This window comes from Aerococcus christensenii (assembly GCF_001543105.1).
Classification (GTDB): domain Bacteria; phylum Bacillota; class Bacilli; order Lactobacillales; family Aerococcaceae; genus Aerococcus; species Aerococcus christensenii.
The window spans coordinates 380,948-393,626 of record NZ_CP014159.1 but is presented as its reverse complement, the minus strand read 5'-3'; the positions used below and the strand labels follow the sequence as shown (position 1 = coordinate 393,626).

Below are 12,679 nucleotides of genomic sequence, written 5' to 3'. Positions count from 1 at the left end.
ATGGAACGGAAAGTCTTATTTGCTGGAAGTTTTGATCCGATAACTTTAGGACATGTGGATCTTATTAAGCGAGCAGCAAATGTATTTGATCATGTCTATGTTGCGATTGCGCATAATTCAGAAAAACAGTCTTATTTTTCGTTAGAAGAAAAGTTGAGTTTAGTAAAAGAAGCTTTATCGTCTATTTCAGGCGTGGAAGTGATAGTTTCTCCCCAAGGGTTAACTGTAGATCTGGCAAAGAAATTGGACTGTCAGGTGCTTCTTCGTGGAATCCGTAATCCCCAAGATTTGGAATATGAAGCTGGAATAGAAGCTATTAATAAGGAACTCGCTCCAAATATTGAGACGGTCTTCTTGTTGCCGGATCCGACATATCGTTACTTGTCTTCGAGTATGGTGAAAGCTGTGTTTACTGCAGGTGGAAATATAGAAAGATTAGTGCCTAATAATGTTTATCAAGCGTTGAAAAGCAAACAGAATCAGAGTAATTAAACGAAAAAAGTCGTAGAAGAGATTCTTTTTACGGCTTTTCTTTTAGAACAGAGTGGAGGTGTAGAGAACAATCTTTTCGTTGAGCCGAGAGTAAGGTGACTTGATTTTTAAAGCTTGCATGATACAATGTAAATTGTCTTAGGATGAAGACAGTAAAAGAGTGTACGCTTTAGGAGAGATAAAATATGCAGACATTTGATTATGAACAAGTTCAGTTGATTCCCGCTAAGTGTATTGTTCAAAGCCGTTCACAATGTGATACGAGTATTCAATTTGGACCACGAACTTTTAAAATCCCGGTGGTCCCAGCTAATATGCAGACTGTTCTAAATGAAGAATTAGCCGAAAAATTAGCAGAAAATGGATATTTTTATATTATGCATCGTTTTGAACCTCATAAAAGGTTAGACTTCATTAAGAAGATGAATGAAAAAGGCCTTTATGCTTCGATTAGTCTAGGGGTAAAGCCTGAGGAGTTTGATTTTATTGATGAAGTAAAGGCTTCAGGCGAGCTGGTTGACTACATAACTATTGATATTGCACACGGGCATGCACAGTCAGTCATTAAAATGATTAAGTATATTAAGCAACAATTACCCAATGCTTTCGTTATTGCTGGGAATATTGCAACCCCAGAAGCTGTTCGTGATTTGGAAAATGCTGGGGCAGACGCTACAAAAGTAGGTGTTGGACCTGGGAGAGTATGTATCACTAAGATCAAAACAGGATTTGGAACAGCGGGCTGGCAATTAGCAGCTATTCGTTTATGTGCAAAGGCCGCACGTAAACCGATTATTGCTGATGGCGGAATTCGTACCAATGGAGATATTGCTAAAAGTATTCGTTTTGGAGCAAGTATGGTGATGATTGGATCACTTTTAGCTGCTCACGAAGAATCTCCTGGTGAAGAAGTAATGCAAAATGGCCAAAAATACAAAGAATATTTTGGTTCGGCTTCAGAATTCCAAAAAGGTGAATATAAAAATGTAGAAGGTAAGAAAATTTTAATTGAAAGTCGCGGTAGTCTCTTCAATACATTAAAAGAGATGCAAGAAGATTTACAAAGTTCGATTTCTTATGCAGGAGGCAAGGACCTAGAGGCCATTCGGACAGTGGATTATGTTGTGATTCCAAGCATCTATAATGGTGATGTCCGGTAAGTCTTCCCTATTTAAAAATCAATCGAATCCTAAGTATTCTGAGAGAAATGATAGGTCGGGGGACAAAACTCCGGCCTTTTTAAGAAAAGCAAATAATGGAGAATATTATGAAAACAGCAATTATTACAGATAGTACATCGTCTCTTCCTGAATCTTTAGCCAGTCATCCGGATGTTTATGTGATTCATTTACGTGTTATTTATCCGGATGGGCATAGTTTAGAAGAAACAACTGATGAAACTGTTCTCAAAACTTATTATAGTGAATTGAAAAGTATGGAAACCCTGCCGACAACTTCCCAACCGAGTGTTGGAGAAGTCTATGATGTGATGGAAAGTTTAGTGGAGAAAGGCTATGATCAGGTCCTCGTGATGACTATGTCTTCTGCTCTAAGTGGAACTTTTCAAAATTGTCAATTAGTTGCTGGGGAGTATCAAGATAAGTTAAAGATTCGACTTATTGATACGCGGCAAACGGGCTTGTCATTAGCTTATTTGGTTGAGAATGGCTTAAAATTAGTGGCTGAGTTAGATTTAGATATGGCTGTCGACCGTTTAAAATGGCTAGATGAGCAAATGGTTATCTATGTGACAGTGAGAGATTTGAATAATTTGGTTAAGGGAGGACGTGCCAGCAAGAGTATGGTAGTTTTAGGAAATCTTTTAAAAATCCTTCCTCTCATTTATGTCCAACGTTCTGGAGAGTTGGGGATGAGCGAAAAAATTCGAACCTGTAAGAAAGTCATTCACCGAATGGTAGAGATTATTCATGAAGAAGGTAAGATGTATGAAAAGGGATACCAAGTTTGCTTGTTAGGGACTCCTGAAGAGGATTCTTGTCAACAGATACAAGAAATGATTCAAAATACAGATTGGGGCAAAGAGCTGGAGATAAGATATGCCACCATCCCTCCTGTTATTGGAACTCACTTAGGGAGTGGAAGTTTTGGTTTTTGTGTCTTACCTAAAATAGAGAATTGTCCATTTTAGGGCAAATAATGGAGGTAAATAATGAAGATTGCATTTTTAACAGATAGTACCGCTACTTTAGATGAAAACTTATTAAATCATCCACATGTTTATTATGTGTCTTTACAACTTAATTTTTCATCGGGAGAAACATTTACAGAAGTCCCTGATCGCCTAAAAATAGAAGAAGTCTATCATGCGATTCAGAAAGCAGATAGAATTCCTAAGACCTCTCAACCCCAACCTCAAGCTTTTCATGAAGTGTATCAGTCTTTGATCAATAAGGGATATGATCTTGTTTATTTTATCCCTTTATCTTATGCTTTAAGTGGAACCAATCAAACCGGGCAATCTGTTGCCAAAGAATATGAAGACCAAATTAAGACGGTTACTTTAAGTAATGGTCGTGTAGGGTTACCTCTTCGTTTTTTAGTGAAAGAAACGATCAAAATGGTGGAAGAAGGACTTTCAACAGAGGAAATTTTGCCACGGTTCAAATGGTTAAATGACCATACCACCATGTGGGCATCTATAGGAGATATTAATCATTTAGTTCAAGGTGGACGAGCTTCTCGCGCTAAGGGGATTATTGCTTCTCTTTTAAAAATTGTTCCTATTATTGAATTTGGTAAGGATGGATCGATAGATTTAGTAGCTAAGGTACGTACCCAACGGCGGGCTTTGAAATGGTTAGCCGATCGTTTCATTGAAGAAGCTAAAAAATATTCTCACCGAGTTTCAGGCGCTTTGGTGCATGTCGATAGTAGAGAAGGGGCAGAAGAAATGGCGCGCCTTATTCATGAACAATTGCCAGATATCTCCTTAGAAATCGATTGGTTAACGCCTGTTGTTGGTAATCACGGTGGCATAGGCACGTTAGGTTTAGCTGTTTTGCCAAGTTTAGAGAATTATCCGCAAGCTTAAACCTTTGACGTGAATACTTAAGAAAGGGACTTTCTTATGACTTTGACAAGTTTAGTGTATATTGAACGGAATAATCGCTTGTTGATGCTTCATCGCGTAAAAAAAGAAAAAGATATAAATTGCGGGAAATGGGTAGGCATTGGGGGCAAATTTGAAAAAGGAGAAAGTCCCTTAGAGTGTGCGAAACGAGAAGTTAAGGAAGAAACTGGTTGGGATTTGTTAGCTCCTCATTTTGCAGGGATAGTGACCTTTATTTATGGAACAGATCCCCCTTTATATATGTTTGTGTATACAGGGACCATAGCGAGTGATGAGGTTGTTGAAAATGATGAAGGGGTGATGGCATGGATCCCCAAAGAAAAGCTGTTTGACTTAAATTTATGGGCAGGGGATGTTAAATTCCTCGAACCTTTACTTTTGGGACAGACACCTTTTGATATTAAGGTGGTTTACGATGAGAAAGGGCGTTTAATCGAAAGTCAAACATGGAAATAGGGGGATCAAAATGCTAGTAGATGTAGCTTGCTGTTCACTACAAGAGGATAGTCAAGAAGCTTTTGAAAAGAGTCTAGATTTAGTGAATCAAGCGTGGAAGAGCGGCGTTACGCATCTCTTAATGACAAAGAGATATGAAGGTGAATTATCCCAAACAGAAAAGGCAATGCAAAGAATTTCTCGATTTCAAGAGCAGCTCGATCGGCGAGGCATCTCTGTGGTGGTTTTCCCTGGGCAAATTTTAAAAATAGAGGAACCCTTTGAGGGCGAGTTAGACTTTGAGAATTTGCTCTATATGGATTTGAATAATCGTTATCTTTTGGTTGAATTATCAGAAGATGTGACAGCAGAAGGCCTTCAACCGTTTTTATTTGCGTGTTTGAATCAAGAAATTTTACCAGTCTTAGTAGGTGTTGAAAAGAATAAAGCACTCATGGGAAATTCTGAATGGTTGTATAATTTAGTGGATCAAGGGTGCTGTTTTCAAATTTCTGCCAACGCTTATTTAGGAGAAGTAGGAAAAGACCCAGAAAAGAACACGCGTTGGTTATTAAATCATGGACTGGTGACATCGATGGGATCTTTTGCGGAATGCGCACGAGATTATCGTTTAAAGCAAGCCTATCGATTGATAGCAAAAGAATATGGCAATGATTTTTCTTTTAATTTGCAGGAGAATGCTAAAGCGTTAGTCAATGGAGAAACGGTTCTCCAATTACCGCATTTCTTAGAAAATAAAGCCGTTCATTTCTTTGAGAAATGGTTTAGATTATAAAGCATAGATATGGTATTATAAGCCTAAAGGGAGTAGGAAAGTACATCATGAATCATTCAGCAAAGTATTCAGTGAAGAAGATATGGCGAAGAACTAAACAGAAATGGCTGCCTATCTACTTAGGCGTCTTACTGGGAGTGTTAGGGATGAGTGTTTACAGCTTCCTTTTGGCGCCGGAAGTCTATCAATCGCATACCCAGATTGCGATAAAAAGAGGCAATGCGGATCAAACAGGACAAGATGGAGGTTTAGATCTGATCAAAACATATGGCGATTTAGTTCATACGCCGCTGGTTTTGGATGAGATTGCCAAGACCTATCAATTATCGGGGGAGGAGCTGAGCAAGAAGATTCAGTTAGAGACCGATGAGCAATCTACGGTGGTTCAGTTACATGTGTCAGATAGTAATCCCCAAAGGGCAGCTGATCTCGCCCAAAAAGTATCGGATCGTTTTATTGCAGAAGTTCCCAAAGTAATTCCTGTGGATCAAGTGACTTTACTCACTCCAGCTAAAGTGAATAAAAGGCCAGTTTCTCCTATTCATTGGATAAATCTTTTGCTAGGAGCTTGTGTAGGAGGACTCGTTGCTTTAATCATTCAAATCGTTCGTATTGTCAAAGATGATTCCATCCGTCATCAAGAAGTTGTTAAATGGATGGGATGGTCTCTGATGGGAGTTATTCCTCAAATGAGCAGTGAATCGATTAATATTTCTCGCTTTAATCGCCAATTTCCTGGAAAAGAAGACAATCGTTCACTTAAAAAGCGTGTCTAATAGAAGGGGCAACAAGGATGTTTAATTGGAAAAAAAGACAGATGGATAAGAAGAATAAGGTTCAAAGATTGGGTGTGGGATTAATGACAGTGAATGATCCTAATCATGTGGTATCTGAACAATTTCGAACGATCCGGACAAACATTCAATTTGCTGTGGAAGAATTTCAGTTGAAGACTTTGATGTTTACGTCATCAGGCCCTTTTGAGGGAAAGTCTACGGTTGCAGCAAATGTGGCCACAACGATGGCAGATTTGGATGGCGTTCGAGTTTTGATGATTGATGGAGACTTGCGCAAGCCTACTGTCCATAAGACTTTTGATCTGCATTCTAGAAGAGGATTGACCACATATTTGACAGATCGTACAGTGTCTTATATGGACGTGTGTGAGTATATTCCAGAAGTCAATCTGTATGTGATGCCTGCAGGACCTCTTCCACCAAATCCTGCAGAACTCTTATCGTCTAAGCGTATGAATGACCTGTTAAGTGATGTAAGTGAGGTATTTGATATTGTAATTATTGATGCCCCTCCGCTACTCCCTGTTACGGACGCTCAAATTATAGCGAGTCGAACAGATGCGACGATTTTTGTTTTGAGAGAAGGTGTCGCTACTTATTCTAATGTTCAAAAATCCAAAGGGCTTTTAGATAGTGTGAATGCTCGAGTGATAGGCGCTATTTATAATGGAGCGGATGTTTCAGCGATGGATGCTTATTATGGTTATGGATACAGTGATGAAGAGATTGAATTAGAAGAGTTCAAATCAGAAGAAGACCATGCCTTATGAGAAAGTTGGGATATTTTTTGTTAACAATTTTGGGGATGGGATTCGTTGATTGGATGAAAAGCCAGGTCAAGGCTCCGACACTAGCAAAGGATATTAAACCAATAAATAAAAGAATGGATGGAGAAGATTATGTCAAATAAAATACGTGCAGCCCTTACATTTGCTCAAAATCAAGAGTTACAACATTTACAAGCCTCAATGGCCAAGCAAGATGTTAGCCGCATCTTGCAAACCGTTCAAAATTTTGTAGATACTTACGAAGAATATTTTGAACAAGGACAAGTCAATTTATTTGCGATTGAAGCTCAACCTAATTTGAGACAACATACCGCACGGACGGCTTTTGTGATGATTAATTTGACGGGGAAGTCCATTAAAGCGTTTAATGCACATTTAGAGTTTAAGGTGAACGATTTTGCTGTACAATTTGAAGATGTAGACTGGGAAATTCCTTCTGAATTTTTAGGCAACTGGGCCTCTGGTTTTGCAATTATGGTTGTGGATGATATTCCAATGCAAGGAACACCTACTAAGGCGAACTATTCATTAGATGATCTCGATTTAACGGTGAGCGATGTAACGGTTGTGGATGCGTAAAGGGCAATCATAGAGAATCACTTTTCAAACTAAAAGGCGTCTTTCTTCTTGACTTTCAAGAAGAAAGACGCCTTTTTATTAAGGATGAAGAACGGATTTGTCCTTGTCCGTAAATAACGTATTTATAAGAAGTAAGAGCTTCTAAACCCATAGGCCCTCTGGCATGTAATTTTTGGGTAGAAATACCAATTTCTCCTCCAAACCCGAAAACTTCTCCGTCTGTAAAGCGGGAAGAAGCATTGACATACACACAAGCTGAATCGATAGCATTTAGGAAGTCATTGGCGACTTGATAGTCTTGAGTAGCAATGACATCTGAATGATGAGTGGAATAGGTTTCAATATGGGAGACGGCCTCTTGGAAATCGTCTACCACTTTTACAGAGATTTCATAATCAAGATATTCTTTAGCAAAATCATCCTCTGTAGCTAAAAGGGCATGAGGAAGGATCTCACAACAACGATCATCGCCATGGATGGTTACTGGATGAACGGCGTTGAGGGCTTTTTCAGCCATAGGGAGGAATTGATCAGCGATCGCTTTGTCCACCACTAAGCTTTCCAAGGCGTTGCAGACAGAAATTCTCTGAGTTTTACCATTCACTAAGAGCTTGCAGGCAACCTCTAGATCAGCTGATTGATGGACATAAAGGTGACAATTCCCTACACCGGTTTCGATGGTTGGAATGGTGGCATTTTGAACGACATTTTGAATGAGTCGGTTGCTCCCACGAGGAATTAGGCAATCGACATAAGAGTGAAGTTGCATAAACTGATTGGCTAAGTCATGACTAGGATTATCAATAAATTGAATACATTCTTCAGGAAGGTCAACTGCTTTTAGACCGGCTTGTAAGGCATTAATAATAGCTTGGTTACTTTGGATGGTTTCTTTCCCCCCACGTAAAATCACAGCATTTCCCGTTTTAAAACAAAGTCCTGCAGCATCTGAAGTAACGTTTGGACGAGATTCGTAAATAATGCCGATAACCCCAAGCGGAACCCGACGTTTTCCAATTTGTAAGCCGTCTTTGTTGATCCACATTTCATCCACGTGATTAATAGGATCAGGGAGTTGTGCCACTTGTTCTAGACCGTTTGCCATGGCTTCTATGCGGTCTGGAGTGAGTGTCATCCGTTCAATAAAGGCTTCTCCTTTACCATTATCTAGGGCTTGCTGACATTCTTCTTGGTTCACAGAAAGAATGTCAGCGGTGCCTTTTCGTAAAGCGTCAGCCATTGCGAATAAAGCTTGATCTTTTTCTTTCCTAGACAAGCTTCTTAGAAGTTGAGTCACTTTTTTGGCGGCTTGTCCCATTTTTATTAAATCTGTTTCATTAATCATTTTTTTGCCTCCTAACGTGTAAAGAGTGTACCGACAGGTTGTTCGTTTAACAGATCGAAAATTTGTGTAGGATCATTGGAAGACATAATGACCATGGAGCGGTTTTCGTCTAAGCAACGTTTAGCAGCCCTTAATTTTGTTTTCATCCCTCCTGTTGAGTATTTAGAACCGTTGCCACCAGCCATTGTGAGTAGGTCATCACTTAAATCATTCACTACATTAAATTTCTTAGCATTTGGATTGGTCTGAGGATTGGAATCGTAGAAGCCGTCGACATCAGTAAGTAAAATGAGAAGGTCGGCATCTACAATCGAAGCGACTAAGGCAGAAAGACTATCATTGTCACCGAAGCGAACCTTGTGATCCATCTCATCCACAGCAATTGCATCGTTTTCATTGACAATAGGAATAATTTGATGGTGGAAAAGAGAGTCAAAGTTATTTTTGAGATTGAAAAGGGAGTCATGAAAGTCGACGACATCCCTTGTCATCAAGATTTGGGCAACTTGTTTGCTATAATAGTCAAAGAAGCGTGCATAAGTGTTCATTAAGGCGACTTGTCCCACGGCAGCGACTGCTTGTTGGTCTGAAATTTTATGTGGGCGTTTAGCTAAATTCATTTTAGCGCATCCAACACCAATAGCGCCAGAAGTAACCAAAATGATTTCGCGATCCTTTTGTGTTAATTCAGAGAGAACATAAGCTAAACGATCAATTCGTCGATAGCGAATCGTGTTTTTTGGGGTCATGAGAGAATTGGTCCCTACTTTGACAACAATACGTTTCGCTTGAGAGATTTTTTTGCGACTCACGATGAAATTCCTACTTTCTTATATCCATAGATAATGGCATTGTACCACAATTTTACTAAAGTTTCTCTATTCATCTCGTGGTATAATAAAGAATAAAAGAAAAAGGGGGATAACAATGAAAAATTGGTTAAAAAGACACCCAAAGGCCTTTATTCTCGTTATTGTTCTTGTTTATTTGTTAGCTTTTGTGGGAACAGATATTTTTTTTGCAGTACATTCGCCAGCTGATTCTTCAGCAGAAACTCTAGATTTGGCAAAAATTTCAGAAAAATTAGAGAAGCAAGAAGTGAGCATTGCTTCAGTTGAGGACACACAGATTCAACCCGTCACTTTAGAAAGTATTCAATCGAACCATCCAGAAACTTCGGTTTGGAATCTATTACAGGATTTACCTGAACAAGTAGATCCTAAAGATTGGAAGCTCCAAATTGTTAATGAGCTGTTCCCTTTGAAGGAAGATATTACGTCTCCACTCTATGTAGGAATAGACGGACAGACTTACGATGAAAGAATCAAAGAATCTGTTCAAGCCTTCATGGATGCCTCAGAAAAGGAGAATTATAAGCTGAAGATCGTTTCTGCTTATCGTAATTTAGCGACACAGACAGCGAATTATCAGAGTTATAAGCAAGTTTATCTTCAGCAAGGTCTTTCTCCAGAAGAAGCCGAAAAAAAAGCCAGAGAGTATGTGGCTCCTCCCAAAACATCTGAACATTCTTTGGGATTAGCTTTGGATATTGTGACGCAACAGTGGGATCAAGGAGGAAAAGGATTGGTAGAAGATTTTGCCGAAACCCCTGAAGCTCAGTGGATGAAAACTCACGCTAAAGACTATGGCTTTATTTTGCGATATCTTAAAGGGAGAGAAAAAGAAACCGGTTATCAATTTGAACCTTGGCATTTTCGCTATGTGGGTAAAGAAGCGGCAGATTATATTGACCGTCACGGCTTAACTTTAGAAGAGTATGTTGTCCTCGTTTATGCTAAGAATGGAATTGAGCTTACTTACAAGGTAGATGAAGATTTAAAAGTAGAGTAGGAATCTAAGAGAAAAAGCCTTTTGTTTTCTGTTGAAGAGCATCAAGAGGCGTTTTCTTTTAGACGAAGAGGTGAAGCGTATTATCTAAACCTAAGCTCGATTGACTAGGGTATAATTGTCCCGTTTGCTCATTTCGGCCTTGTAAGAAGTAGATGGCGGAGGGATCTTGATAAGTTCGAACGGCTTCTTGGGCAAAAGCTTGAGTATTGTCCTTGAGATAACGATTAAAAAGGACAGCGGTTTTCATTTGTGGGCCTAGTTGAAGGAGATTATAATCCCCCATACTATCTCCGAAAAAAGCAATGGGCAGTTTTTGACGATGAAGAGGCTTTAGAAGTTGATCTAAGGCTTCTTTTTTTCCTTTTCCTTGAGTAATGAAAGCACCTTTAGCCATTCTGTTTTGCATATGATCTGTGGAATCTCTTTGTAATTTCATGGCTAGAATATGGTCTGGGGCTAGGGGATAGCCGAAATAATGAACAGCGGCTTGAACCAGTGGGAGAGGACTGGCCGAAAGAATGTAGACTTCGATTTGATGGGCTTTAAAGGCTTGATAGAGATGAAGGATGTCAAGCGGTAGGCGCAAGCCTTGAGAAAAGCCAGGTCTGAAGTTTTGAGTAGAAGAGGGAAGAAGAGGGGCGGTCAAAGAGGTGTAAGTCAAGGGAAGCTGACTTCCCCATTTGAGAGCCTGCTGCGTGAGGGTGAATAAATCAGTAGAAGAATAGCCTTGGTAGAAATAAGCCGGCCAAGCTTGCCCAGCAAGACGGGTGTAACGTTGGTTGAAGGCAGTATAAAAAACGCGCATATGAAAATAAAAGCGTTGGAAAAGAGGAGAACGCTGAAGGAGTGAGAGGGAAGGCCTGGAGGAGGTTGAAGGGGAGAGATATTGGGTGTAAAGTTGGCAGTAATCAGTCGTTAATAATTGAATAAAGTCGAGGGTAGTTAGGGAAGAAAACTCAGGACTAATGGGCAAATTAAAATCAAAAGGGCCTGCTTGAAGGGAAGAAGAGAATTCTTCTGCTGTCATACGGAAGGCGAGCTGTTGTGTCATGTAGAGCGTGGTGTGATCTTCTATGTCGTTATAGATAGAGGTATTATCAAAATCAAAAACAACATAAGCCCGCTCATGAAGGGGTGTGTTGGGAGAGGCGTGAAAGGTATCGATAAGTTGATTTAACCGCTGATATAACGTTTCTTCCCAGTTTCCTTTTGGAAAATAAGCCGTCATGGGAATCCTCCTCATTAAAAATCCTGATTTTTTAATTATAATAGCAGATTTATTTGCCTTTAGGAAATTCTTTTGGATTTTTCTCACATTAAAGTAGAAAAAGAATATGCTATAATAAGTGAAGTGAGTAAGCTCTAGGAGAAGATGCACACATGGCAAAAAGGTCTCCTTACAAGAGAGCACTTAATATTTAGGGACAAAGAGGATTTGAGAGGATACTTATGAAGCAACAACAACAAAGTCTTTTAGAGGAGTTAAGTCGAAATTTTACAGGCGATTTTAAAGAAGACATCACCTATATTGTCAATGAAGTGAAGGAACATTTTAAAGAATTAGAAAAAGATGAAGCTTTAAGAAAGCATATTGAAAAAGTACTTCTGGAGGCTTATCCTGAAGAAAGCGCCCCTATTCAACAATTATGGATGGATTTGACGACCGGATCGGATGACGCTTTTATTCAAAGAATGAATCAGCTGGTGGCGGAAGATCGCGCAACAGATGCGCAATTTGAAATGAATGTCTTTATTAATGCGATGGAGTCAGAGTTTAAAGACTATAAGCCTAAGCTAAATGTAAAATACTATAGCGTTTTTAACTTAATTGATTTGTTTATTTTTTCATGGTATGAATCGGCAGGCCTTGAATTACGGCCAACGAAACGTGATTATTCGCGTTTGTATATTGCCTATGCTGAGATTTTGATGGCGGCTAATGAATGGCAAGAAGCTGCGGACGCTTATCAGCAAGCCTTATTATGGAACCCTTATAATGCCAAGACGATCTTTAATTTGGCAGGGGTGTATTTGTTGATGGAACAATATGGTATGAGCTATGCTACTCTTTTTAATGGCTTTAGACATGCGATACGTCGTGAGGACTTTTCGCGTGGAATGTCTTACCTCGCTTACTTCTATGAAAAGAAAGGAGAAAAACAAGCAGCAGCTCAGCTTTACTATATTAGCTTAGCTTGGGATGACAATAATTCACGTTCACGCGAACGGCTAAATCATTTGCAAGAAAAGATTGGTCAAGTGACACCTTTAGAAGGTGAAGAACTTTTACAATTTAAGAAAGATTATCGCATTGTGGATTATCCTAATCCAGATATGGTTAATGCTTTGAAAGCAGTGGCCAGTCGTTCAATGATTATGCATGCTTATCAAAGCGCTTATGTTTATTATGGTTTGTATTTAGATTTAGTGGAAGAAGCTGAAGATTACATTGTGGATACGATGCGTCAGTTGGATAAAAAGTTAAAAAATAAAACGGAATAGGCA

Annotated in this window: 14 protein-coding genes; 11 read left to right on the top strand and 3 right to left on the bottom strand. The window is 39.3% G+C overall.

Features of this window, described 5'->3' with window-relative positions; translation table 11 throughout:
* From coaD to AWM71_RS01915, 9 genes are all read left to right on the top strand, one after another.
* The gene (gene coaD / locus AWM71_RS01955; RefSeq protein WP_060776414.1) at positions 1–492 is read left to right on the top strand and encodes a pantetheine-phosphate adenylyltransferase; all 492 of its coding nucleotides are present in this window, start codon (positions 1–3) and stop codon (positions 490–492) included.
* 185 nt (positions 493–677) lie between these two features.
* Positions 678–1,652, top strand: a complete 975-nt coding sequence (locus AWM71_RS01950; protein WP_060776413.1) for a GMP reductase — start codon at positions 678–680, stop codon at positions 1,650–1,652.
* Between the two features lie 107 nt (positions 1,653–1,759).
* Entirely contained in the window at positions 1,760–2,641 is an 882-nt protein-coding gene (locus AWM71_RS01945) for a DegV family protein (protein ID WP_158320028.1), read from the top strand.
* Positions 2,642–2,662: 21 nt separating this feature from the next.
* On the top strand, positions 2,663–3,544 hold the full coding sequence (locus AWM71_RS01940) for a DegV family protein (protein ID WP_060776411.1): 882 nt from the start codon (positions 2,663–2,665) through the stop codon (positions 3,542–3,544).
* Positions 3,545–3,580: 36 nt separating this feature from the next.
* Complete coding sequence (locus AWM71_RS01935) at positions 3,581–4,039, top strand: NUDIX hydrolase (protein WP_060776410.1); 459 nt, start codon at positions 3,581–3,583, stop codon at positions 4,037–4,039.
* Between the two features lie 10 nt (positions 4,040–4,049).
* Positions 4,050–4,814, top strand: coding sequence for a CpsB/CapC family capsule biosynthesis tyrosine phosphatase (locus AWM71_RS01930; protein WP_060776409.1), 765 nt, complete (start codon positions 4,050–4,052; stop codon positions 4,812–4,814).
* Between the two features lie 47 nt (positions 4,815–4,861).
* The gene (locus tag AWM71_RS01925; protein WP_060776408.1) at positions 4,862–5,590 is read left to right on the top strand and encodes a YveK family protein; all 729 of its coding nucleotides are present in this window, start codon (positions 4,862–4,864) and stop codon (positions 5,588–5,590) included.
* 17 nt (positions 5,591–5,607) lie between these two features.
* Entirely contained in the window at positions 5,608–6,381 is a 774-nt protein-coding gene (locus AWM71_RS01920) for a CpsD/CapB family tyrosine-protein kinase (RefSeq protein ID WP_060776407.1), read from the top strand.
* A gap of 129 nt (positions 6,382–6,510) precedes the next feature.
* Complete coding sequence (locus AWM71_RS01915; protein ID WP_060776406.1) at positions 6,511–6,978, top strand: hypothetical protein; 468 nt, start codon at positions 6,511–6,513, stop codon at positions 6,976–6,978.
* A gap of 55 nt (positions 6,979–7,033) precedes the next feature.
* Here AWM71_RS01915 and AWM71_RS01910 read toward each other — a convergent pair whose 3' ends face one another.
* On the bottom strand, positions 7,034–8,323 hold the full coding sequence (locus AWM71_RS01910; RefSeq protein ID WP_060776405.1) for a glutamate-5-semialdehyde dehydrogenase: 1,290 nt from the start codon (positions 8,321–8,323) through the stop codon (positions 7,034–7,036).
* Positions 8,324–8,334: 11 nt separating this feature from the next.
* Positions 8,335–9,135 carry a glutamate 5-kinase gene (proB, locus tag AWM71_RS01905; RefSeq protein WP_061096470.1) on the bottom strand — a complete coding sequence of 267 codons (801 nt, stop codon included), beginning with the start codon at positions 9,133–9,135 and terminating at the stop codon, positions 8,335–8,337.
* A 115-nt stretch (positions 9,136–9,250) separates the two neighbouring features.
* Between proB and AWM71_RS01900 the strand changes: the two genes are divergently transcribed.
* Positions 9,251–10,174, top strand: coding sequence for a M15 family metallopeptidase (locus AWM71_RS01900; protein WP_060776404.1), 924 nt, complete (start codon positions 9,251–9,253; stop codon positions 10,172–10,174).
* Between the two features lie 58 nt (positions 10,175–10,232).
* Here AWM71_RS01900 and AWM71_RS01895 read toward each other — a convergent pair whose 3' ends face one another.
* Positions 10,233–11,402, bottom strand: a complete 1,170-nt coding sequence (locus AWM71_RS01895) for a haloacid dehalogenase-like hydrolase (RefSeq protein ID WP_060776403.1) — start codon at positions 11,400–11,402, stop codon at positions 10,233–10,235.
* A gap of 221 nt (positions 11,403–11,623) precedes the next feature.
* On the opposite strand from AWM71_RS01895, the gene AWM71_RS01890 reads away from it, so the two are divergent.
* Positions 11,624–12,676 (top strand): hypothetical protein, encoded by a 1,053-nt coding sequence (locus AWM71_RS01890; protein WP_060776402.1) that lies wholly within the window; start codon positions 11,624–11,626, stop codon positions 12,674–12,676.
* The last annotated feature ends 3 nt before the right edge of the window (positions 12,677–12,679 follow it).

What these genes read in the sequence shown, in the direction of transcription:
- coaD (WP_060776414.1), top strand. Translation starts at nt 1, where the DNA reads ATGGAACGGAAAGTCTTATTTGCTGGAAGTTTTGATCCGATAACTTTA.
- AWM71_RS01950 (WP_060776413.1), top strand. Translation starts at nt 678, where the DNA reads ATGCAGACATTTGATTATGAACAAGTTCAGTTGATTCCCGCTAAGTGT.
- AWM71_RS01945 (WP_158320028.1), top strand. Translation starts at nt 1,760, where the DNA reads ATGAAAACAGCAATTATTACAGATAGTACATCGTCTCTTCCTGAATCT.
- AWM71_RS01940 (WP_060776411.1), top strand. Translation starts at nt 2,663, where the DNA reads ATGAAGATTGCATTTTTAACAGATAGTACCGCTACTTTAGATGAAAAC.
- AWM71_RS01935 (WP_060776410.1), top strand. Translation starts at nt 3,581, where the DNA reads ATGACTTTGACAAGTTTAGTGTATATTGAACGGAATAATCGCTTGTTG.
- AWM71_RS01930 (WP_060776409.1), top strand. Translation starts at nt 4,050, where the DNA reads ATGCTAGTAGATGTAGCTTGCTGTTCACTACAAGAGGATAGTCAAGAA.
- AWM71_RS01925 (WP_060776408.1), top strand. Translation starts at nt 4,862, where the DNA reads ATGAATCATTCAGCAAAGTATTCAGTGAAGAAGATATGGCGAAGAACT.
- AWM71_RS01920 (WP_060776407.1), top strand. Translation starts at nt 5,608, where the DNA reads ATGTTTAATTGGAAAAAAAGACAGATGGATAAGAAGAATAAGGTTCAA.
- AWM71_RS01915 (WP_060776406.1), top strand. Translation starts at nt 6,511, where the DNA reads ATGTCAAATAAAATACGTGCAGCCCTTACATTTGCTCAAAATCAAGAG.
- AWM71_RS01910 (WP_060776405.1), bottom strand. Translation starts at nt 8,323, where the DNA reads ATGATTAATGAAACAGATTTAATAAAAATGGGACAAGCCGCCAAAAAA.
- AWM71_RS01900 (WP_060776404.1), top strand. Translation starts at nt 9,251, where the DNA reads ATGAAAAATTGGTTAAAAAGACACCCAAAGGCCTTTATTCTCGTTATT.
- AWM71_RS01895 (WP_060776403.1), bottom strand. Translation starts at nt 11,402, where the DNA reads ATGACGGCTTATTTTCCAAAAGGAAACTGGGAAGAAACGTTATATCAG.
- AWM71_RS01890 (WP_060776402.1), top strand. Translation starts at nt 11,624, where the DNA reads ATGAAGCAACAACAACAAAGTCTTTTAGAGGAGTTAAGTCGAAATTTT.